The sequence below is a fragment of the Streptomyces sp. CB03238 genome (assembly GCF_002099185.1).
GTDB lineage: Bacteria > Actinomycetota > Actinomycetes > Streptomycetales > Streptomycetaceae > Streptomyces.
The window spans coordinates 23,935-44,156 of sequence record NZ_NBCN01000021.1; the positions used below are offsets into that span (position 1 = coordinate 23,935).

20 protein-coding genes are annotated in these 20,222 nt (G+C 74.0%); 9 read left to right on the plus strand and 11 right to left on the minus strand.

Annotated elements, in window-relative coordinates; all coding sequences use genetic code 11:
* Positions 1-16 precede the first annotated feature (16 nt).
* Positions 17-1,420: an FAD-dependent monooxygenase gene (locus BKD26_RS30070; protein WP_084904752.1), complete on the plus strand. Its 1,404-nt coding sequence runs from the start codon at positions 17-19 to the stop codon at positions 1,418-1,420.
* Between the two features lie 10 nt (positions 1,421-1,430).
* Here BKD26_RS30070 and BKD26_RS30075 read toward each other — a convergent pair whose 3' ends face one another.
* Positions 1,431-2,621, minus strand: a complete 1,191-nt coding sequence (locus BKD26_RS30075; protein WP_084904756.1) for a zinc-dependent alcohol dehydrogenase — start codon at positions 2,619-2,621, stop codon at positions 1,431-1,433.
* A 192-nt stretch (positions 2,622-2,813) separates the two neighbouring features.
* On the opposite strand from BKD26_RS30075, the gene BKD26_RS30080 reads away from it, so the two are divergent.
* Positions 2,814-3,545: a GntR family transcriptional regulator gene (locus tag BKD26_RS30080; protein ID WP_084904970.1), complete on the plus strand. Its 732-nt coding sequence runs from the start codon at positions 2,814-2,816 to the stop codon at positions 3,543-3,545.
* Between the two features lie 8 nt (positions 3,546-3,553).
* Here BKD26_RS30080 and BKD26_RS30085 read toward each other — a convergent pair whose 3' ends face one another.
* Entirely contained in the window at positions 3,554-5,080 is a 1,527-nt protein-coding gene (locus tag BKD26_RS30085; RefSeq protein WP_084904759.1) for an amino acid permease, read from the minus strand.
* Positions 5,081-5,113: 33 nt separating this feature from the next.
* Positions 5,114-6,103 carry a hypothetical protein gene (locus tag BKD26_RS30090; RefSeq protein ID WP_084904972.1) on the minus strand — a complete coding sequence of 330 codons (990 nt, stop codon included), beginning with the start codon at positions 6,101-6,103 and terminating at the stop codon, positions 5,114-5,116.
* Between the two features lie 350 nt (positions 6,104-6,453).
* Between BKD26_RS30090 and BKD26_RS30095 the strand changes: the two genes are divergently transcribed.
* From BKD26_RS30095 to BKD26_RS30105, 3 genes are read left to right on the plus strand one after another with little or no spacing between them, the layout of a single operon-like run.
* Positions 6,454-7,890 (plus strand): FGGY family carbohydrate kinase, encoded by a 1,437-nt coding sequence (locus tag BKD26_RS30095; protein WP_084904761.1) that lies wholly within the window; start codon positions 6,454-6,456, stop codon positions 7,888-7,890.
* On the plus strand, positions 7,887-9,260 hold the full coding sequence (locus BKD26_RS30100) for an FAD-dependent oxidoreductase (protein WP_084904764.1): 1,374 nt from the start codon (positions 7,887-7,889) through the stop codon (positions 9,258-9,260). Before BKD26_RS30095 ends, BKD26_RS30100 begins: the two co-directional genes overlap by 4 nt.
* Positions 9,257-10,396 (plus strand): FAD-dependent oxidoreductase, encoded by a 1,140-nt coding sequence (locus BKD26_RS30105; RefSeq protein WP_084904766.1) that lies wholly within the window; start codon positions 9,257-9,259, stop codon positions 10,394-10,396. Before BKD26_RS30100 ends, BKD26_RS30105 begins: the two co-directional genes overlap by 4 nt.
* Here the strand turns inward: BKD26_RS30105 and BKD26_RS30110 are convergent.
* The gene (locus tag BKD26_RS30110; RefSeq protein WP_084904769.1) at positions 10,359-11,153 is read right to left on the minus strand and encodes a uracil-DNA glycosylase; all 795 of its coding nucleotides are present in this window, start codon (positions 11,151-11,153) and stop codon (positions 10,359-10,361) included. The two genes, BKD26_RS30105 and BKD26_RS30110, sit on opposite strands and share 38 nt — an antisense overlap.
* A 79-nt stretch (positions 11,154-11,232) precedes the next feature.
* Between BKD26_RS30110 and BKD26_RS30115 the strand changes: the two genes are divergently transcribed.
* Both BKD26_RS30115 and BKD26_RS30120 read left to right on the plus strand, forming a co-directional pair.
* Positions 11,233-11,712 carry an NUDIX domain-containing protein gene (locus BKD26_RS30115; protein WP_084904771.1) on the plus strand — a complete coding sequence of 160 codons (480 nt, stop codon included), beginning with the start codon at positions 11,233-11,235 and terminating at the stop codon, positions 11,710-11,712.
* Between the two features lie 65 nt (positions 11,713-11,777).
* Positions 11,778-12,017, plus strand: coding sequence for a hypothetical protein (locus BKD26_RS30120; protein ID WP_179166759.1), 240 nt, complete (start codon positions 11,778-11,780; stop codon positions 12,015-12,017).
* On the opposite strand, the gene BKD26_RS30125 is transcribed toward BKD26_RS30120, so the two are convergent.
* The 3 genes from BKD26_RS30125 to BKD26_RS30135 all read right to left on the minus strand — a co-directional run bounded on the left by BKD26_RS30125 (position 11,991) and on the right by BKD26_RS30135 (position 14,190).
* A complete protein-coding gene (locus BKD26_RS30125) occupies positions 11,991-13,244 on the minus strand; it encodes a cytochrome P450 (protein WP_084904774.1) in 1,254 nt (417 codons plus the stop codon). The two genes, BKD26_RS30120 and BKD26_RS30125, sit on opposite strands and share 27 nt — an antisense overlap.
* 60 nt (positions 13,245-13,304) lie before the next feature.
* Positions 13,305-13,724: a cold shock domain-containing protein gene (locus BKD26_RS30130; RefSeq protein ID WP_084904778.1), complete on the minus strand. Its 420-nt coding sequence runs from the start codon at positions 13,722-13,724 to the stop codon at positions 13,305-13,307.
* 79 nt (positions 13,725-13,803) lie between these two features.
* Entirely contained in the window at positions 13,804-14,190 is a 387-nt protein-coding gene (locus BKD26_RS30135; RefSeq protein WP_084904780.1) for a DUF4345 domain-containing protein, read from the minus strand.
* 111 nt (positions 14,191-14,301) lie between these two features.
* Here BKD26_RS30135 and BKD26_RS30140 point away from each other — a divergent pair, with 111 nt between their 5' ends.
* Together BKD26_RS30140 and BKD26_RS30145 are read left to right on the plus strand one after the other, a co-directional pair.
* Positions 14,302-15,273 (plus strand): LysR family transcriptional regulator, encoded by a 972-nt coding sequence (locus BKD26_RS30140; RefSeq protein WP_241518911.1) that lies wholly within the window; start codon positions 14,302-14,304, stop codon positions 15,271-15,273.
* A 1-nt stretch (position 15,274) separates the two neighbouring features.
* Positions 15,275-15,775, plus strand: coding sequence for a GNAT family N-acetyltransferase (locus BKD26_RS30145; protein WP_084904781.1), 501 nt, complete (start codon positions 15,275-15,277; stop codon positions 15,773-15,775).
* A gap of 34 nt (positions 15,776-15,809) precedes the next feature.
* On the opposite strand, the gene BKD26_RS40605 is transcribed toward BKD26_RS30145, so the two are convergent.
* The 4 genes from BKD26_RS40605 to BKD26_RS30160 form a co-directional block, all read right to left on the minus strand.
* Complete coding sequence (locus tag BKD26_RS40605; protein WP_179166760.1) at positions 15,810-15,977, minus strand: hypothetical protein; 168 nt, start codon at positions 15,975-15,977, stop codon at positions 15,810-15,812.
* 59 nt (positions 15,978-16,036) lie between these two features.
* Positions 16,037-18,163, minus strand: coding sequence for an ATP-binding protein (locus tag BKD26_RS30150; RefSeq protein WP_084904783.1), 2,127 nt, complete (start codon positions 18,161-18,163; stop codon positions 16,037-16,039).
* Positions 18,164-18,352: 189 nt separating this feature from the next.
* Positions 18,353-19,042, minus strand: coding sequence for a response regulator transcription factor (locus tag BKD26_RS30155; protein WP_241518912.1), 690 nt, complete (start codon positions 19,040-19,042; stop codon positions 18,353-18,355).
* Between the two features lie 48 nt (positions 19,043-19,090).
* Entirely contained in the window at positions 19,091-20,212 is a 1,122-nt protein-coding gene (locus tag BKD26_RS30160) for an NAD(P)-dependent alcohol dehydrogenase (protein WP_084904787.1), read from the minus strand.
* Positions 20,213-20,222: the final 10 nt, after the last annotated feature.

Below are 20,222 nucleotides of genomic sequence, written 5' to 3' on the forward strand. Positions count from 1 at the left end.
ACGCGAAGGGGCGCGCATGGCCGACCAGTTGGGAACGAGGCGCGGGGCACGGCACGCCGTGGTCATCGGTGGCAGCATCGCGGGACTGCTGGCGGCCCGGGTGCTCGCCGAGCACGCGGACCGGGTCACGATCGTCGAGCGCGACCGCTTCCCCGACGAGCCCGAGCCTCGCGCGGGCGTGCCGCAGGGGCGGCATCTGCACGTCCTGATCGACGGGGGCAGGCGCGCGCTGGAGCAGCTGCTTCCGGGGGTCGTCGACGAGCTGCGGGAGCAGGGGTCGCCGAGGGTCGGCATGCCCGAGGACATGGTGCAGTGGCAGGGCGGCTGCTGGTACCGCCGTACCCCGGCCACCGCGTACCTCTACACCGGTTCCCGCCCCCTGGTCGAGCAGGTGCTGCGCCGCCGCGTCCTGGCCGGTCCCAGGATCGGGACCATGGAGGGTACGGAGGCCGTGGGCCTGGTCGGCGACGCCGCCCGCGTACGAGGGGTGCTGTTGCGCGAGCGCGGCGCGGGGAGGAACAAGGAGCCGCGCCCCCTGGAGGCGGACCTCGTCGTGGACGCGTCGGGCCGTGGTTCCCGCGCCCCGGACTGGCTGGCGGCGATCGGGGCGGAGCCGCCGCTGGAGGAGGTCCTCGACACGGGCCTGGCGTACGCGACACGGGTGTACCGGCCGGGTGCGGCGGCGGACGGCGGGGACGTCACCGGCCAGTACATCGTGCCCAACCCCACGCAGACGTACGGCGGTGTGGTACTGCCGATCGAGGGCGGGCGGTATCTGGTGACCCTCTCCGGCCTGCGCGGCGAGGAACCGCCCACGGACGAGGACGCGTTCGAGAAATTCGCGGAACGGCTGCCGCACCCGGTCCTGCGGGACTGGCTCGCCAAGGCGGAGCCCGCGTCGGCGGTGCACGGCTTCCGCCAGACGGCCAACGTCCGGCGCCGGTACGACCGTCCGGGGCGCCGCCCCGCCGGGTTCCTGGCCACGGGCGACGCCCTGTGCACCTTCAACCCGATCTACGGGCAGGGCATGTCGGTCGCCGCGATCGGCGCGGTCGCGCTGCGCGACGCGCTGGCGGACCCGCGCCGTACGCCGACGACGCGCCGCGTGCAGCGGGCCCTGTTCGACGCCTCCGGGCAGGCATGGGACATCTCGGCGGGAGCGGACAGGAAGATGCCGGGCGCGGAGGGCGACGCCGCACGGACCTCGGTCGCCGACCGGGCGGCCGCCTGGTACCTGAAGCGGGTCCAGGACCGCGCCCCGGGCGACCCGGTCGTGGGCGCCGCCTTCCTGTCGGCGCTGTCGCTGGCCGAGCCGCTGACCGCGCTGTTCGCCCCGCCGGTGCTCCGCGCGGTGCTGTTCGGCCCGGTGCTGGAGGCCCCGACGGAACCGCCGCCGCGGCGGGAGGCCGACGCCGCCTGATCCATGCCGCTCACGGACGCATGACGACCTTGACCGCGCCGTCCTGCTTCTGCTGGAACATCTTGTACGCGTGCGGGGCGTCGGCGAGCGGGACGTGGTGGGTGGCGAAGCCGTCCACGCCGAGCGGGTCCTCGTCGGTGAGGAGCGGCAGGATGTCGTCGACCCAGCGGCGGACGTTGGCCTGGCCCATGCGCAGCTGGATCTGCTTGTCGAACAGCGTCATCATCGGCAGCGGGTCGGCCGCGCCGCCGTAGACGCCGCTCAGCGATACGGTGCCGCCGCGCCGCACCAGGTCGATCGCCAGGTACAGGGCGGCCAGCCGGTCGGTGCCGGCCTTCTGGTGCAGGCGGGCCGCCCACGCCTTGGGCAGCAGCCCGGCGGCCTGCTGCTGGGTGCGGGCGAGGGGGCTGCCGTGGGCCTCGGTGCCCACCGCGTCGATGACGGCATCCGGGCCGCGCCCCGAGGTGCGGTCCTTGACTGCGTCCACGAGCTCGTCGTGGCTGTCGAACCCGCTCAGGTCGAACACCTCGACGCCGCGCTCCCGGGCGCGCTGCAGGCGTTCGGGTACGAGGTCGACGCCGACGACCTGGGCGGCGCCCTGGTGGAGGGCGATGCGGCAGCACATGTCGCCGATCGGGCCGAGCCCGAGGACGGCGACCGAGCCGCCCGGGGGGACGTCGGCGTACCGCACGGCCTGCCAGGCGGTGGGCAGGACGTCGGAGAGGTACAGGAAGCGGTCGTCCGGCGGGCCTTCGGGGACCTTGATGGGACCGAACTGGGCCTGCGGGACGCGGAGGTACTCGGCCTGGCCGCCGGGCACGGAGCCGTACAGCCTGGAGTAGCCGAAGAGCGCGGCGCCCATGCCCTCCTCCCGCACTTGCGTGGTCTCGCACTGGGTGGGCAGCCCGGACGTGCACATCCAGCAGTGGCCGCAGGCGATCTGGAACGGGACGACGACGCGGTCGCCCGGCTTGAGCCCCGGGACCTCGGAGCCGGCCTCCTCCACGACGCCCATCGGCTCATGGCCCAGGATGTCGCCGGGTGTCATGAACGGGGTGAGGACCTCGTAGAGGTGCAGGTCCGAGCCGCACAGGCCGGTGGAGGTGACCTTGATGACCGCGTCCGTGGCCTGTTCGATCTTCGGGTCCGGCACCGTCTCCACCCGTACGTCGCGCTTTCCCTGCCATGTCACGGCCCTCATCGTGCGTGTCCCTTCACCGGCTCCTGCGGGGTGCGGGCCGGGTACCCGGGCGCCGCGCCAGTGAATCCGTTTCGGCCAGAGTGCGGCGGAATGACGGACAGCCCCTTCCTAAAAGGTTTAGACCAATGATAGGGATTGATCACCCACACGGCACGCTCGACTACTATGAGCGAAGGAAATTGAGGGTTGAACATGGCTGAGCCCCAGAGCCCCGCGGCACTTCCGCTCTACCTCCGGGTCGCCGCCGCGCTGCGCGACGACCTCACCCAGCGGCGCATCGCCCCCGGAACCAGGCTGCCGTCCGAGCGCTCCCTCGTGCACCGCTTCCGGGTCAACCGGCACACCGTACGCAACGCGCTGCAACTGCTGCGCGACGAGCGGCTCGTGGTGACCGAGCGGCGCGGCACGTTCGCCGCGGCCGCCGCGCCCGAGGCGGCGGGGCCCGTCCTCGCGCCGGGCCTGCTGCGGTTCCCGTGCGGCACCGGCACCCCCGAGGCGTCCGCCGTGACCCGGCTCGCCTGGGAACCCACGCCGACCGGGCTCGCCGAGCGGCTGGGCCTGCTGCCCGGCGAGCCGTCGCTCGTCCACCACCACGAGGTTCCGGGCGCCGCGGGCACGCCCGTACAGGAGGCACTGTCCCGGTTCTCCCGGTACGCGCTGGCGGAGGTTCCCGAACTCGCCCGGTTCCGGCGGCCGGAGGCCTGGCCCGCGCGGCCCGACCTGCGGCTGCTGTACCACTGGATGCACCGCGCCGGGCTGCGGCTGACGCGCCGCGAGTCGATCGGCGTCGGCCACGGTCCGGTCGCCACCACGTGCCTCACCGTGCACCGGGTCGTGAGCGACCAGCACGGCCATGTGCTGGAGGTCACGGACATCCGGTTCGCGCCCGAATCGGCCTCGTGGACGTACGAGTTCACGAGCTGATCGCGTCGTCAGACGATGCCCTCGGAGATCTCCGCCCGCTCCCGGGCGTTCCCGTACGGGGCCGGCGTGCCGTACGAGCCGCGGGCGACGTACCACCACACGCTGGCGAGGATCAGGACCACCGCGAGCGCGATCACGGCGTAGTTCATGGAGTCGATGGTCACCGGCGACTTCTGCGGCAGGCAGAACAGCACCGTGACCACCGCCACCCAGACCACCGCCGTCCAGCCGATCGGCTTGCTCCAGCGGCCCAGGGACCAAGGGCCCGGCCGGAACCGGTCACCCGCGCGCAGCCGCAGGTAGATCGGGATCGCGTACGCGGGGGTGATACCGATGACGTTGATGGCGGTGACCGCGCCGTAGGCGGTGGCCGAGTACAGCGACGGGACGGCGAGGACGCCCGCGACGGCGACCGACAGCCAGACCGCGGGGACCGGTGTCTGGGTGCGGCTGCTGACCTTCCGCCAGAGCGCCGAGCCGGGCAGCGCGTTGTCCCGGCTGAAGGCGAACACCATACGGCTGGCGGCGGCCACCTCGGCGTTGCCGCAGAACAGCTGCGCCACGATCACGACCAGGAGCAGGGCGGAGGCGCCGCCAGAGCCGAGCGCGTCGAGCAGGATCTGCGCGGGCGGCACCCCGGTGGCGCTGTTCTGCGTGCCGGCGTAGTCCTGGATGGCGAAGGTCAGCCCGGCGAGCAGCGCGAATCCGGCGATCCAGGAGACCCAGATGGCCCGGACGATGCCCTTGGCGGCCGAGACGGACGCGTTGGACGTCTCCTCGGAGAGGTGGGCGGAGGCGTCGTACCCGGAGAAGGTGTACTGCGCGAGCAGCAGGCCGACCGCCGCGACGTAGAACGGGTTGGCCCAGCCGGTGTCGTTGACGAACTCGGTGAAGACGAACTCGGCCGACTGGTGGCGGTCGGGGACGATGGCGAGCGCCCCGACGATCACGGCGACACCGGTCAGGTGCCACCACACGCTGATGGAGTTGAGGACGCTGACGAGGCGCACGCCGAACAGGTTGAGCACGGCGTGCAGCAGCAGGATGCACAGGAAGATGACGAAGGTGGAGCCGGGCGTGGGCTCGAAGCCGAACCGCAGGTTGAGGAAGGCGCCGGTGAAGAGCGCGGCGCCGTAGTCGATACCGGCGATCGCCCCGAGCAGACCGAGCAGATTCAGCCAGCCCGTGTACCAGCCCCACCGGCGCCCGCCGAGCCGGTCGGCCATGTAGTACAGGGCGCCGGAGGTCGGGTACGCGCTGGTGACCTCGGCGAGCGCCAGGCCGACGCACAGCACGAACAGGCCGACGCCCGCCCAGCCCCACATCATCACGGCCGGGCCGCCGGTGCCGAGGCCGAAGCCGTAGAGGGTCATGCAGCCGGACAGGATGGAGATGACGGAGAAGCTGATGGCGAAGTTGCCGAAGCTTCCCATCCGGCGGGCCAGGACCGGCTGGTAGCCGAGTTCCCTCAGCCTCTCCTCCTCGTCCGTGGGCCGGGGCGACTGCTCCGGACCGGCCCATAGGGTGCGGGACATGGCGCTACCTCCGAGGTGGTGGGTTGGTGCGGGTCAGCGGGGGGAGGACAGGCAGCGGGCGCGGGCGCGGGTGAACAGCTCCTCGGCCAGGGCCTGGTCGGCGGGGTCGCGGGTGCGGTACGCCCAGGGCTGCGGGGTGTAGTACGGGCCCAGCGCCGCGAAGAGGCGGGCGGCGGCGTCGAACCGGAGGGCTCCCCACAGGGCGTGCGCCAGGTGGTTGAGGTCGAGGAGCGACTCGGCGGCGGGGTCCGTGTGGTCGAACCAGGCGTGCAGGGCGCGCTCGGCGTCACGGGCCGCGTCCTCGGTGACCCAGTGCAGGTCCAGGGCCTTCTCCTGGCCGCGCTCGCGGCGGTACCGCTCGACCCTGGCGTACAGCGGCAGGGCGTGCAGCGCGGAGCCCGGAGGCGCCGAAGCGGCGGCCCACTGGACGAAGTTGACCGCCTCCGACAGCGAGCCGCTGCCCGAGTGGCGGGCGTACAGGAACTGGAGCATCCGGTGGTACGCCTCGCGGTTGTACGGGTCGCGCTTGTCGGCCTCCGCGAGCAGGCCCCATGGTCCGGGCGGCAGCATCGGCCCGGGCGGCCGCATCCGGTGCTGTTCCATGCGCTGTTCCTCGTCCAGGACGGCGAGGGCCAGCAGGCACACCCAGGGCACCGGGTCGGCGGGGGCCGCCTGGGCGGCGGCCGAGCATGCCTCCCAGGCGAGCCGCCACAGTTCGCCGGTGCGCGGGCGCCCTTCGCGGTGGGCGCGCAGGGCGCGTTCCACGGCGACCCTGGCGTGCATGACGGTCGCGGCGGCGCTGTGGGGCTGCTCGGCGCGCCAGGCCCGGACGACGTCGGAGCCGGCGGCGACGGCCGCCAGCACCTGGGTACGCCGGGTCCACAGGGACCGGTCACCGGCGGTGTCCGCCAGGAGCTGGGCCATCGAGAGCCAGCGTCCGGTACGCAGGTCCTGCAGCACTCCGCGCAAGGCGGCGTCGTGGCCCGCCGGGTGGTACACCGGCCGGAAGTCCTGGCCGGACATCACCCCGTCCCCGTCGGTGGGCAGGCCGGTATCGGTGTGCTGGTGGTCATGGGTCCTCTGAGCGTGCGGTGGAGGTCCGGAACGCCACGGAGAGCGGTCGGACTGCTCCATGACTACCGGCCGTTGATCGGCGATCACTATAGGGCTCCATGGACGATCCCGGTCCACTTTTGCGCAGAAAGCGAAATGATCCGAAGAAATAAGCAAGTTGACGCATCATCAGAGACAACCGCGTCCGGTGCGCGTCCGTGCGATCACGGACAGATCTTGACGCCGGCGCCCGGGCTGGACCAGGCTTCCGTTCGACGATCTTCGTCTTTCCGAGCGGCACGAGCGGACGGGAGTGGGCGATGACGGGCCCCGTACTGGCCGTCGATCAGGGCACGTCGGGCACCAAGGCCCTGGTGATCTGCCCGGACCGCGGTGTGATCGGTTCCGCCACGGCACCGGTGCGCCCCCGCCACTTGCCGGGCGGCCGGGTGGAGGCCGACCCGCGCGAGCTGCTCGACTCGGTCGTGGACGCCGGGCGCCGCGCGCTGGCTGCCGCCGGGGAGCCGGTCGCCGCCGTGGGCCTGGCCAACCAGGGCGAGACGGTCCTCGCCTGGGACCCGGCGACCGGCGCGCCCCTGACGGACGCGATCGTCTGGCACGACAAGCGGGCGGAGGACATCTGCGCCGAACTCGCCCCGTACGCCGACCGGTTGCGGCAGATGACCGGGCTTCCGCTCGACCCCTACTTCGCCGCGCCCAAGATGGCCTGGATACGCCGCCATCTCACCCGGGACGGGGTGGTGACGACGAGCGACGCCTGGCTGGTGCGGCAGCTGACCGGTGAGTTCGTCACGGACGCGGCGACGGCCGGGCGCACCCAGCTCCTGGACCTGGACGCGGTCGCCTGGTCGCCGGAGGCGCTGGAGGTCTTCGGGCTGTCCGGCGAGCGCCTGCCGCGGATCGTGGACGCGGCGGGGCCCGTGGGGACCACCCGGGCCTTCGGCACCGGTCTGCCCCTGACGGGACTCCTGGTCGACCAGCAGGCCGCGCTGCTCGCGCAGGGCGCCACCGAGCCGGGCGCCGCCAAGTGCACGTACGGCACCGGGGCGTTCCTCCTCGCGCAGACCGGCGACCGGCCCCGGCGGGGCCCCTCGGGACTGGTCGCCTGCGTCGCGTGGCGGCTCGGCGGGCGGGCCGACTACTGCCTGGACGGGCAGGTGTACACGGCCGCCTCCGCCGTGCGCTGGCTCACCGACCTCGGGGTGATCGGCGGCGCCGCCGACCTCGACCGGGTGGGGTCCACCGTGCCGGACGCGGGCGGTGTCACGTTCGTACCGTCACTGTCCGGGCTCGCGGCGCCGTGGTGGCGCGGGGACGTCCGCGGGTCGGTGACCGGACTCGGGCTGGACACGACGGCCGGGCACCTGGTGCGGGCCCTGTGCGAGGGCATCGCCGCGCAGGTGGTGGAGCTGGCGTCGGCGGCCGGCGCCGACCTGGGCGCGCCGCTCACCTCCCTGCGCGTCGACGGCGGGCTGACCCGGTCGGCGCTGCTGATGCAGACCCAGGCGGACCTGCTCCAACGGCCCGTCGAGGTGTCGGCGCTGCCGGACGTCACCGCACTGGGCGTGGGCGCCCTCGCCCGCCTGGGCCTCGACCCGCTGCTGCCGCTCAAGGACGCGGTCCCGCCGTGGCGGCCGTCCACCGTGTACGAGCCGCGCATCACGGCCGCCGAGGCCGCCGAGCGGATGGGCGCGTTCCGTGCGGAGGTCGCCGCGCTGCTGGACCGTACGCCGTGACCCCCTTCCCCGAGGAACCGTACGACGTGGTGGTCGTCGGCGCCGGAGTGGTCGGCTCGGCCATCGCCCGTGAACTGGCCCGCTTTCCCCTGCGTACCGCGCTCGTGGACGCCGCCGCCGATGTCGGCGAGGGCACGTCGAAGGCCAACACCGCGATCCTGCACACCGGTTTCGACACCGTCCCCGGATCGCTGGAGGCCCGGCTCGTACGGGAGGGGCAGCGGTGGCTCGCCGCGTACGCCACCGAGGTGGGCATCCCGGTGGAGCCGCTGGGCGCGCTGCTCGTGGCCTGGGACGAGGAGCAGCTCGCCGCACTCCCGGGTTTGGCCCGCAAGGCGGAGCAGAACGGCTACCGGGAGGCCCGGATCATCGGCCCCGACGAGCTGTACGCGCGCGAACCGCACCTCGGGCCGGGCGCGCTCGGCGCGCTGGACGTGCCGGGCGAGAGCGTCATCTGCCCGTGGACCACGACACTGGCGTACGCGACCCAGGCGGTCCGCGCGGGGGTGGACCTGCACCTGAACTGCCGGGTGGAGGACGTCCGTCCCGGTCATGAGCTGGTGACGAGCCGCGGGACCCTCCGCACCCGGTACCTGGTCAACGCCGCCGGGCTGTACGCGGACGAGCTCGACCGGCGGCTCGGGTACCGCGACTTCACGGTGACGCCCCGGCGCGGTCAGCTGATCGTGTTCGACACGTTCGCGCGCCACCTGGTCCGGCACATCCTGCTGCCGGTGCCGACGGCCCTCGGCAAGGGCGTGCTGGTCGCCCCCACCGTGCACGGCAAGGTGCTGCTCGGGCCCACCGCCGAGGACCTCGGCGACAAGGCGGCGACCGGTTCGACGGCCGAGGGGCTGGCGTTCCTGCGGGAGAAGGGCCGGCGGATCCTGCCCGCGCTGCTGGAGGAGGAGGTCACGGCGGTGTACGCGGGGCTGCGGGCGGCGACCGGGGAGGACGACTACCGGATCGCCTGCCACCCCCAGCGGCGGTACGTCACGGTCGGCGGCATCCGCTCGACGGGGCTGACGGCGTCGATGGCGATCGCCGCCCATGTGGTGGAGCTGCTGGCGGACGCGGGCCTGGAGCCGGGGCCCGCGCGGAAGCTGCCGGTGGTGCGGATGCCGAACGTGGGCGAGGCGTTTCCCCGTCCGTACAGGGACGCGGAGCTGATCGCGGCGGACCGCGCGTACGGGGAGATCGTGTGCCACTGCGAGCGGGTGACGCGCGGCGAGATCCGCGACGCGCTCGCGTCCACGATCCCGCCCGCCTCCCCGGCCGGGCTGCGGCGCCGGACCCGGGCGGGCGGCGGGCGCTGCCAGGGGTATTACTGCGGGGCGGCGGTCCGGGCGCTGTTCGAGGGGGCGCGGTGACCGCCACGCGTACGGTCGATGTGCTCGTCGTCGGGGCGGGACCCGCCGGGCGCGCGGCGGCCGCGCGGCTGGCCGCCCTGGGCGCGGGCACCGTGGAGGTGCTGGAGCGGGAGGCGGGCGGCGCGCCACGGCCGTCGGGGGGTGCGGTGATCCGGACGGGTGTCACCGCCACCGGCTGGGCGGGGCCGCTCACGCTCGACACGACGAGCCCGGCCGGCCTCGAACGCGTCACCGCGCGGGCGGTGGTCCTGGCGACCGGGGCCCGGGAGCGTCCGCGCGCCGCACGGCTGGTGCCGGGGACGCGGCCGGCCGGTGTGCTGACCGGCGGGGAGCTGCGGCGCGCGGTGTACGGGTACGGGCAGGCCGTCGGTACGCGGGCGGTGGTCGTCGGGGCGGACCCGGCCGCCTTCGGCGCGGTGCGGGCGCTGCGCCGGGCGGGCGTGGCGGTGGCCGCGCTCGTCACGGAGGAGGTGGGGCGGACGTCCAGCGGGTGGCGGCCCGTCCCCGTGCTGAGGGGGACGACGGTCACCGAACTGCTGGGCCGGGGGCGGCTGTCGGGCGTGCGGCTGCGGCACCGCGACGGGCGGGAGGCGACCGTGGCGTGCGACACCGTGGTCTTCACCGGCGACTGGGTCCCGGAGCACGAGCCGGCGCGGTGCGGCGGGGTGGTGCTGGACCCGGGGACGCGCGGCCCGGCGGTGGACGGCGCGTTCCGTACGTCGGTGGCGGGCGTGTTCGCGGTGGGCGACGTCCTGCACGGGGGCGAGCCGGCCGGTACGGCGGTCGCGGAGGGGCGGGCGGTGGCGGGGCCGGTGCTGTCGTTCCTGTCGGGTGCGGTGTCCTGGCCGGAGCGTCCGGTTCCGGTCGTGGTGGACGCGCCGCTGCGGTGGGTGACGCCCAGCCGTATCGGTGGGCCGGCCGGCGGTGGCTTCCTGCTGCGTGCGGCGGAGCGGCTGGTGCGGCCTGTAGTGACGGTACGTCAGGACGGCGCGGTGCTGCACCGGCAGCGGGTGTGGCGCACGGCCACCCCGTCGCGGTCCGTGGTGCTGGCGGGCGGCTGGACGGGCCGGGTGGAGCCGGAGGGCGGGCCCGTCCGGATCACGGTCGCAGGCCGGCCGCCCGGGCGGCACGGCTGAGCACGTCCGTCAGCATGGTGGGGGTGAGGCGGCCGGTGAAGGTGTTGCGCTGGCTGACGTGGTAGCAGCCGAACAGTTCCAGGTCCGGGCCCCCGTCGGTGGCGGCCAGGGTGACGTGCGCCCCGTGCGCGAACGCGGGCCGGGGCCTGGGCACCGACCAGCCGGCCGCGGCCAGTGCGGGCAGGACGGCCTGCCAGCCGAACGCGCCGAGGACGACGAGGGCACGCACGGTCGGGCGCATCAGGCGCAGTTCGCCGGCCAGCCAGGAACGGCAGGTGTCGCGTTCCTCCGGTGTGGGTTTGTTGGCGGGCGGGGCGCAGTGGACGGGGGCGGTGACCCGTACCCCGTACAGGCGCAGTCCGTCGTCGATGTGGGTGGCGTCCGGCTGGCTGGCGAGGCCGACCCGGTGCAGGGCGGCGTAGAGGACGTCGCCGGAACGGTCGCCGGTGAACATGCGGCCGGTGCGGTTGCCTCCGTGGGCGGCCGGGGCCAGGCCGACGACGAGGAGCCGGGCGTCGTCGGGCCCGAAGCCGGGGACGGGCCGGGCCCAGTAGTCCCAGCCGGCGTAGGCGCGCCGCCCCTCGCGCGCCACCTGCTCCCGCCAGTCGACCAGCCGCGGGCAGGCCCGGCAGTGCGTGAGGCGCTCGTCGAGCGCGGGCACGGAGGGGGCGCGGGCCGCCTCCCGTACGGGGTAGTCGGGCGCGTCGGGCCGCCGCTCGGCCCGCTCCGGTCCCTCTGGCCCTTCGGACACGGACATGTGACCTCTCGCTCCCTCGCTCGGGGTGATCGTTCCGACTGCGACGCTAACCCGGCGGCCTGAGGGCAGACTTTCCGGCATGACGGTGAAGCGAAGCGCGGGTCTGCTGCTGTTCCGCACCTCGGGCGGAACCCTGGAGGTGCTCATCGCCCATATGGGCGGCCCCGCCTGGGCGTCTCGCGACGCGGGGGCCTGGTCGGTCCCGAAGGGCGAGTACGAGGCGGACGAGACGCCCGAGGCGGCCGCGCGACGCGAGTTCGTGGAGGAGCTGGGCCTGCCGGCCCCGGACGGGGAACCGGTGCCCCTCGGCGAGACCCGCCAGGCCGGCGGCAAGATCGTCACGGTGTGGGCGGTGGAGGCCGACCTGGACCCGGCCGCGGTGGTGCCGGGGACGTTCACGATGGAGTGGCCGCGCGGATCGGGGCGGTCGCGGGAGTTCCCGGAGGTCGACCGGGTGGCGTGGTTCACGCCCGAGGAGGCGGCGCCCCGGCTCGTCTCGGGGCAGCGGGTGTTCCTGGAGCGGCTGGTGGAGTACGTGCGGGGGCGCGACGAGGGCTGATTGTCAGTGCCGTGCGCGACAGTGGACGGCATGGACGGCACCAACCGGTCGACAGGGAGCGAGAGATGACCACCACGCTGACCATGCATGAGCGCGCCGCTGCCCAGGCGTACATACGGCTGATGGAGGCGGCCCAGGCGGTGCTCTCCGACCCGGAGCTGGCCCCCATGGCCGGGGTGTACCTGTCGTCGCCGATGGCGGAGGCGGACGAGGCGCTGCGCAGCGCCGGCCTGACGGGCAATGAGGCGCGGCTGCTGCGCCTGGTGACCGCCCTGCGCTCACCGGACGGCGCCGCCCCCGCGTAACCGTACGGGCAGGGTCCGTACGCTGTTGCCCACGAAGCTCGGGAGGCGGGGCAGGCGGGCTTCGGGAACGGCGAGGTCCAGATCCGGGAAGCGGGTGAAGAGCCGCTCCAGCGCGATACCGGCCTCCAGCCGGGCCAGCGGGGCGCCCAGGCAGTAGTGCGGGCCGTGGCCGAGCGAGAGGTGGCGGGGGCCGGAGCCGCGGGCGGTGCGGGTGATGTCGAACCGGTCGGCGTCGGGCCCGTGGGCGGCCGGGTCGCGGCCCGCGGCCGAGTAACCGGCCAGGACGGGGGTGCCCTGGGGGATGAGTGTGCCATCGAGGACGAGGTCGCGGGTGGGGTAGCGGAAGGGGAAGTGACTGACGGGGCTGTCCCAGCGCAGGGTCTCCTCGACGACGCCGGCCCAGTCGCCCCGGCCAGTGCGGACCAGGTGGAGCTGGTCGCGGTGGGCGCACAGGGCGCGGACGGCGTTGGTGACGAGGTTCAGCGTGGTCTCGTGTCCGGCGACGACCAGGAGGAGCAGGGTGCCGATCAGTTCCGGCTCGCCGAGCCGGTCGCCGTCCTCCTCCCGGGCGGCGATCAGGGCGCTGGTCAGGTCGTCGCCGGGGGCGGCGCGCCGGGCAGCCACGACGGCGCGGAGGACGTCCACCATCTCCCGGTTGGCGGCCACCGCCTCCTCGGGTCCGATGTCGGTGGCGACGACCCGGCTGGAGAGGTGGTGGAGCCGGTCGTGGTGTTCGGCGTCCACGCCGAGCAGCTCGCAGATGACGCCCATGGGCAGGGGCAGGGCGAAGTGGCGGCGCAGGTCGGCGACGCCGTCACCGGCCCTGGCGGCCTGTTCCAGTCCGTCGAGGAGCCGGGCGGTCAGCGTCTCGACCCGGGGCCGCAGTTCCTCCACCCGCCGTGCGGTGAACGCCTGGCCGGCGAGCGAGCGCAGCCGCCGGTGGTCGGCGCCGTCGGCGGTGGTCATGCCCTGGACGGTGGCGAAGGTCCGCAGGGGCCAGCCGCCGGGTATCAGCCCGTCCTGGAGCGCGGTGAAGTGTTCGGCGCCCTTGGCCACGTCCGGGTGGCTGAGGAACTCCTTCAGCGTCTCGTGGCCGAGCACGGCCATGCCGGGTACGTCGCCGGGGAGGACGACGGACGAGACGGCGCCCCGGGCGAGGAGCCGCGCGTTGTCCGCGTGCGGGCAGCCGCCGGCGGCGTTCATCCGGTGCGGGCGTGCAGCGGTCATGAGCGGTCTCCCGTCCGTCGCGTGAGGTCCTCCGGAAAGAGCTTCCGTCGCACGGACCGGTCAGCCCTCGACCCAGCCGTGCGAGCGCGCCAGTTCGGCGACGCGGGTGCGCACGCGCTTGAGCTGCGCGGTGGTCAGGGTGGCGTCTGCGTCGATGAGGACCTCGGTCAGCTCGGCCTGGAACTCGGCGGTGGACAGCACGTCGAGGGTGTCGTCGTCCAGGTCGTCCCGCATCACCGGGACCGGCCCGGGCTCCGGCAGCCGGCGGGTGGGCTGCTGGACGAGCCTGATCTCGGACGCCTTGGGGCCCTTGTCACCCATCTCCAGGTAGAACTCGACCTCGCGGCCCGCCTGGTACAGGTACTTGTCGTCCACCAGGTCGTTCGCGTGCATGAAAACGTCCTCGCCCCCTTCTCTGGGGACGATGAACCCGTAACCGCGGACCTCGTCGAACCGAAGGATCTTGCCCACCATCAACACAGCCGTACCTCCGCGCCAACACCACTGCTCTTCCACCCGGGCGCGTCCCCCCGTGGGGCGCGCCCGCTCGCCGGTGAATCTACAGCGTCGCGTGGACCCGGGCGTACCAGAACAGCATCAGCGGCGGCAGGAGCAGTTCGACGCCGATGAAGGCCGTGTGCATGGCGTGCGGTGCGCCCACGTCGAGGTACGAGATACCGCGTGCCACTCCCCCGAGGAACACGGCGCCGAAGACGGCCCGGAGGGCGGGGGCGTGGCTTTCCGGGCGGCGTGCGGCGATCGTCAGGAGGATGCCGAGGCTGCACCAGATCCCGGCGAAGAACCGGTAGTTGCTGTCGACGGTGGTGCTCACGTCGGGGTCGCCTGGCAGCAGCGAGGGCCCGACGATGATCTCCAGCGCGCCGGTGACCAGCACGAACACTGCGAGCAGGACCACTACCAACCGGAAACCGCGACGTGCCGACATGACCGCTCCTCATGTGTCCGTGCATGACCGGCTTCCATCGTCGGCCGGAGACCTCCCCTTGAGGAAGCGGAAAATGATGCGCCTCGCACCCTCATTGATACCGTCCAGGGCATGGATGGTGAGCCGGGCGGGTCCGATCCGAGTGTGCGTCAGTTGCGGCTGCTGCTCGTACTGGCCGAGGAGCTCCACTTCGGCCGGGCGGCCAGGCGCCTCTACATCAGCCAGCCGGCGTTCAGCCGCCAGATCCGCAGGCTGGAGGATCACCTGGGCGTCGTCCTCCTGGAGCGCTCCACCCGGCGCGTACAGCTGACCGCCGCCGGGGAGGCGCTGCTCCCCCGGGTCCGGGCCATGGTGGAGGCCGCCGACCAGCTGCGCGAGGCCGTGCGCGCGGAGGCCGGGGCGCCGGCGGGCCGGGTGGTCCTGGGCTGCTACATCACCGCCCTGCCGGTCATCACCGCCCTGGCCGAGCGGGTGCGCGCGCGACACCCGGGCGTGGAGGTCGTGCTGCGGGAGGTGGACTTCGTCGAGCAGACCGCCGCCCTGCTGGACGGCCGGGTGGACGCCGTCGTGGCGTACGCCCCCATGCCGCCCGGCATCCAGACCCTTCCGCTGGCGACGGAACGGCAGGTGGTGTGCCTGTGGGAGGGGCATCCGTTGGCCGGCCGGACGTCCGTGGCGCTCGCGGAGCTGGCGGACCTGCCCGTCATCGGGTCGTCGCCCCTGGTGGCCCCGGTGTGGCGGGACTTCTGGGCGGCGGACCCCCGCCCGGACGGGGCGCCGGTCACGTACACCGGCCATGCGACCACGACGTTCGAGGGCGGGATGTCGGCGGTCATCCAGGGGCGCGGCATCCGCTTCGTGTCGGCCGGCTGCCGCGAGCTGTTCCCCCGGCCGGGGATCCGTTATGTCGACGTGCCGGACGCGCCCGTGTGCACGGCGGTGCTCGCCTGGTCATCCGCACGCCGCGACACACCGGAGGTCGCCGCGCTGCGTCGCGCGGTGGGCGGCATGGTGGGGAGGGGCAGGACCGACCCGAACCCTCGCTGGTGGCACACCGAGCACACCGAGTCCAAAGGGGATTGACATGCCGATGATGCGCCGGGCGCGCGTGTCCGACCATCGCACGCTCGTCGAGTGCGTGCACAGGTGGTGGGGCGATTCGCGTACGCCCGCGGAGGCCCGTGAGCTGTCCCTGCTGCTGCCGAGGCTGTTCCTGCAGTGCTTCGCGGGTACGAGTCTGGTCGCGGAGGACAGTACGGGGGTCAAGGCGTTCCTGGTGGGCCTGCATTCCGGCGACAACGGGGAGGACGCCTACATCCACTTCGTGGGGGTCGATCCGGCGCTGCGGGGGAGGGGTCTGGCGCGCGGACTGTACACGGCGTTCTTCGACCGGGCCGCGGAGGCGGGGCGTCGGGAGGTGCGGGCGGTGACGTCTCCGGGGAACACGGGGTCGATCGCGTTCCACCGGGCGCTGGGCTTCAGTCTGGTGGCGAGCGACGACGAGGTCGGGGGCGTGCCCGTGCACCGCGACTACGACGGGCCCGGGCAGGACCGGGTGTGCTTCCGCAGGAAGATCGAGGTGTGAAGGCGGGCCCGGGGAGGGTCCCCGGGCCCGCGCGCTAGCCGCCCTTCTTGCAGATCGGTATGCAGCCGGCCGCCTTGGTGACGCCCTCCTGTCTGCGCATCCGGCGCACGGCCCAGGGGATGCTGATCAGAGCTGCCGCCGCGGCGGTGGCGGCGCCTGCGGCCTTGGCCTTCGAGGACCGGGATCGGCTGGTGCGGGCCATGAGGGACTCCTTCGGTGTGCTTCCGGTCGGTGCCGCTTGTGCGGGATTTGTCCCGTCCCTCATGAGTCTGGGCGGTCCCGGGTCTCGGGTGCATGGGGCTGAGGTCCCGTCGCTGTCCCAGACGCGATCAGCCCGGTCGCGGCGGTGGAGGCGGGGCGGGAGGGGAACACGGCACGGACGACCGTCCCGTCGGCGCTGCTGGTGAGGGTGAAACGGCCGCCGAGCTCGTCGGAGCGTTCCGCCATGGAACGCAGGCCCACCCCGGCGTGCTGCTGGTGGTCCGAGAAGCCGTCGCCGTTGTCGTGGACCTGGACGGTCACGGTGTCGTCGGCGACGGTGATCATGGCATGGGCGTGGTCGGCGTGGGAGTGCCGTACGGCGTTGTTGAGCGCCTCGGCGGTGATGCGGTACACGGCCACTTCGAGCGCGGCGGACAGCCGGGGCAGCGGGTCGGGGCGTACGGTCACGGAAATGCTCAGCGTACGGCTGCTGAGGTGCTCGCCGAGCTGCCGCAGCGCCCGGGACAGGTCGGCGCCGTCCAGCGCGGCGGGCGCCAGGCCGTCCGTGATGTGGCGCAGCTCCCGGATGGCGCGGCCGATGCCCTCGGAGACGGTGAGCAGGGGGCCGGCGGCATCGGGCTGGGCGGTGCAGCGGACCGCGTCGACCTGGAGGCGGAGGCCCGACAGGGCGGGGCCCAGGCCGTCGTGCAGGTCGTGCCGCAGCCGGCGCCGCTCCTCCTCGCGGGCGACGATGATCTGTTCGCGGCTGCTCTGGAGGTCCTCGTACAGCCGCAGCGACGCGATCGCGGGGGCGGCGTGGTCGGCCAGCACCTGGACGGCTTCCCGGTCCTGCGGGTCCAGTGCGAGCTCGCCGGGGCGCGCGGGCACCGTCAGGCGGCCTATCTCCTCGCCCTGGTAGCAGAGCGGGAACTTCTCGCCCGCCGGGCCGGGGTGGCCGAGGGCGACCAGTTCACGCGGGCCGTGGTGGGTGTCCACGGTCAGGGCGGCGGCGCTCAGGCCCAGCGTGTGCACGACCGTGGCGCACAGCAGCCGTGGCGCCTCGCCCGGGTCGGGTGCCTTGCTCAGGCGGTCGGCGAGGTCGCGGACGACCTGGTACGGCTGGGCGCGGGCGCCGTAGTAGTAGCGGTCGACGACACGGGACGCCCAGCGGGCGGTGGGGCGCAGCAGCGCCCCGATCACCAGGGCGACGGCGACGGGCAGCAGGGTCGAGCCGTCGAGGTCCCGGGGCCCGGCGTTCCAGACGAGCAGTCCGCCGGCGCCGTACACCAGGAACAGGACGAAGGTCAGCACGAGGGCCGTCAGGATGCGGCGGGCCGCCCGGTCCAGGTGCCAGGCCCGTTCGCGGAGATCGATGAAGGCGAGGGCGGCCGGCCAGACGGCCGCGCCCAGGTACTGCACCGCGTAGACGACGGTCTGCGGGGTGTCGGCGTAGGCCCCGAAGTACATGACGGCGAGCCACACCAGATATGGCAGGGCCAGGAAGTAGTTGCCGCGTCCCGCCGCCGGTGTGCGGTACCAGCGGACCACCAGGATGAGCAGGGCCGTGCCGGCGGCGAACGGCGGCACCCACTGGATCGCCGGGACCATCACGGGTGCGGCCCACTGCCCGAGACTCGCCCAGCCGCCCCCGGCGAGGGGGTTGTCCATGTACCAGGTGTCGAGCTGGATGAACTCGTACAGCTGCTGTGCGAAGCTCCACACCGTCAGGGCGATCACATAGGCCCTGGCCCATCCACGGGGGAACCGGCCGTCGGGAAGCCACAGCGGGAGCGTGTAGACGACCGTTCCGAACAGGGCGTAGCCCGTCACGTCGACGAGTATCAGGACGGCCGCGACCGCCGGGGGGACTCCGGCGAGCCCTGCCGTCAGGGACAGGGCCGCGCCGCCCGCGAAGACGCCGCCGGTGGACAGCAGCAGCCAGCCCAGGGCGAGTCCGGAGCCGCGCGCGACGAGCGCCATGCCGGACAGGGCGAGCCCCATGGCCAGCAGGGCGCCGATGGCCGCGTAATGGAGGGTGATGGTGTCCAGGACCGGATGGCCGGGATGGACGAGGACGAGCGTCACCCACAGGAACCCGGAGAGCATCGCCGCCACGCACACCACATAGGCGGGGAGAGCGGCAGGACCGGCTCCGGGAGTCCCCCTGGTGGTCTGCGGTCGAGGCATCTCACGCTCCTCGCGGTCGGTGCTCCCGTTCACGTTCAGGGTGGGCGGCCCGCTGTCCCGGCCGCATGAGGTGGCTGTCCCGCCCCGGTCCCGGGCCGGTGTCCCGGTGCCGGTCCCGGGCCGGTCCTGGGCCGGTGTCCCGGGCCGGTGTCCCGGTGCCGGCAGCGGTCCCGGGCGGGGGCGGTGAGGTCAGGCGTCCTCGCCGAGGCCGGCGTCCCTGGCGCGGGCGACGGCCTCGGCACGGGTGGCCACATGGAGCTTTTCGAAGATGTGCGTGATGTGGTTGCGCACGGTCTTCTCCGACAGCACCAGCTCGCGGGCGATCCGGCGGTTGTCGAAACCGCGGGCGATCAGCTCCAGGACCTCGACCTCACGTGCCGTCAGCGCCGGGAAGAGCTGCTCGGCGTCGCGCCGCCGGCTGCCGGAGACCAGCCCCGTCAGGCGGGCGGCGACTCCGGCGCCGAACACGGCGCCGCCCGCCGCGACGGTACGCACGGCGTGCAGCACCTCGTCCGCGCTCGCGCCCTTGACGACGTAGCCGCGCGCGCCCGCCTGGAGCGCGGCGAGCAGGTCGCCGTCGTCGTCGGACATGGTGAGGGTGAGGACCGGCAGCCCGGGATGGAGTTCGGCGAGCCGGCGGATCGCCTCGATGCCGGAGCCGTCCGGCAGGGACAGGTCCATCACGACGACGTCCGGCCGGCACCGTCCCACCGCGTCGGGCACCTCTGCGACGGTCTCGGCCTCGCCGACCACCAGTACCTCGCCGAGGTTCTCCAGCGCGGACTTCAGGCCGTTCCGGAACAGCGGGTGGTCTTCGACGATGAGCGTGCGGAGCACGGGCCGCTCCGCCACGTCCGGGGTTTCACCTTCTTCACTCACACTGCAGACGGTAAGTGATCTTTGTGACGCAGGCATATTTTTGAGGCATTAGGGCATGGTCAGCACCGGTTTGACGACCTTGCCGCTCGTCGCGGCCGCCGCCGCTTCCCCGATCGCGGCGAAGGGGAACGTCTCCACGATCGCGTCGACGGGCAGGCGTCCGGCCCGGTACAGGTCCAGCAGGGCGGGGATGAACGTACGCGGCACGACACCGCCCTGGTTCACCCCGACGATCCGCGGCCCCCGGTCGAGCATCCGCGGTACGTCCAGACGCACGTCCGTCCCGGCGGGCGGGGCGCCGACCGCCCCGCACACGCCCCCGACGGCGAGACCGTCCACGGCCTGGCGCAGCACCCGCGGCAGGCCGCTCGTCTCCAGCGCCCGGTCCGCGCCGCGCCCGCCCGTCAGGTCCCGCACCGCCTCCAGGGGGTCGGCGTCGCCCGGGTCGACCGCGTCGGTTGCGCCCAGCCGGAGGGCCAGGGCCCGCCGCCCCGCGTCGGGGTCGACCGCGACGACCCGGGTGGCGGCGGTGAGCCGGGCGGCCATGACGGCGGCCAGGCCCACCGAGCCGGTGCCGTACACCGCGAGGGTGTGGCCCGGCTCGGGGTGCAGCACGTTGAGCACGGCGCCCGCGCCGGTCTGGACGCCGCAGCCGAACGGGGCGACGACCTGGGGCGGCAGGTCGCCGGGCACGGGCACCACGCTGCGTTCGGCTGCCAGGGCGAGCGTCGCGAACGAGGACTGGCCGAAGAAGTGGCCGTGCAACGCGGCGTCCGCGCGCCGGCCCGTCCCGCGCAGGGTGGGGCTGCCGTCCAGGCGGCTGCCGCCGAACAGGTTCAGCGCGGGCCAGTGGGCGCACCTCACGGGGTGGCCCGTCAGGCACTCCGGGCAGGCCCCGCACGAGGCGAAGCTCATCACGACGGTGTCGCCGGGCGCGACGGAGGTGACGGCGGCGCCCACGGCCTCGACCGTGCCGGTGCCCTCGTGGCCGAGGACGGCGGGCAGCGGGAAGGGCGTGTGCCCGGCGCGGACGCTCAGGTCGGTGTGGCAGATGCCGACGGCGCGTACGCGGACGAGGACCTCGTCCGGGCGGGGCGCGTCGACCCGTATCTCTTCGAGGGCGAAGGCGTGGCCGGGGGCGCGGACCACTGCGGCGGTGGCGAGAGGCATGGAGCTCTCC

What these genes read in the sequence shown, in the direction of transcription:
- BKD26_RS30140 (WP_241518911.1), top strand. Translation starts at nt 14,302, where the DNA reads ATGGATGGTGAGCCGGGCGGGTCCGATCCGAGTGTGCGTCAGTTGCGG.
- BKD26_RS30085 (WP_084904759.1), bottom strand. Translation starts at nt 5,080, where the DNA reads ATGTCCCGCACCCTATGGGCCGGTCCGGAGCAGTCGCCCCGGCCCACG.
- BKD26_RS30110 (WP_084904769.1), bottom strand. Translation starts at nt 11,153, where the DNA reads ATGTCCGTGTCCGAAGGGCCAGAGGGACCGGAGCGGGCCGAGCGGCGG.
- BKD26_RS30095 (WP_084904761.1), top strand. Translation starts at nt 6,454, where the DNA reads ATGACGGGCCCCGTACTGGCCGTCGATCAGGGCACGTCGGGCACCAAG.
- BKD26_RS30080 (WP_084904970.1), top strand. Translation starts at nt 2,814, where the DNA reads ATGGCTGAGCCCCAGAGCCCCGCGGCACTTCCGCTCTACCTCCGGGTC.
- BKD26_RS30135 (WP_084904780.1), bottom strand. Translation starts at nt 14,190, where the DNA reads ATGTCGGCACGTCGCGGTTTCCGGTTGGTAGTGGTCCTGCTCGCAGTG.
- BKD26_RS30075 (WP_084904756.1), bottom strand. Translation starts at nt 2,621, where the DNA reads ATGAGGGCCGTGACATGGCAGGGAAAGCGCGACGTACGGGTGGAGACG.
- BKD26_RS30160 (WP_084904787.1), bottom strand. Translation starts at nt 20,212, where the DNA reads ATGCCTCTCGCCACCGCCGCAGTGGTCCGCGCCCCCGGCCACGCCTTC.
- BKD26_RS30150 (WP_084904783.1), bottom strand. Translation starts at nt 18,163, where the DNA reads ATGCCTCGACCGCAGACCACCAGGGGGACTCCCGGAGCCGGTCCTGCC.
- BKD26_RS30120 (WP_179166759.1), top strand. Translation starts at nt 11,778, where the DNA reads ATGACCACCACGCTGACCATGCATGAGCGCGCCGCTGCCCAGGCGTAC.
- BKD26_RS30125 (WP_084904774.1), bottom strand. Translation starts at nt 13,244, where the DNA reads ATGACCGCTGCACGCCCGCACCGGATGAACGCCGCCGGCGGCTGCCCG.
- BKD26_RS30145 (WP_084904781.1), top strand. Translation starts at nt 15,275, where the DNA reads ATGCCGATGATGCGCCGGGCGCGCGTGTCCGACCATCGCACGCTCGTC.
- BKD26_RS30090 (WP_084904972.1), bottom strand. Translation starts at nt 6,103, where the DNA reads ATGTCCGGCCAGGACTTCCGGCCGGTGTACCACCCGGCGGGCCACGAC.
- BKD26_RS40605 (WP_179166760.1), bottom strand. Translation starts at nt 15,977, where the DNA reads ATGGCCCGCACCAGCCGATCCCGGTCCTCGAAGGCCAAGGCCGCAGGC.
- BKD26_RS30070 (WP_084904752.1), top strand. Translation starts at nt 17, where the DNA reads ATGGCCGACCAGTTGGGAACGAGGCGCGGGGCACGGCACGCCGTGGTC.
- BKD26_RS30115 (WP_084904771.1), top strand. Translation starts at nt 11,233, where the DNA reads ATGACGGTGAAGCGAAGCGCGGGTCTGCTGCTGTTCCGCACCTCGGGC.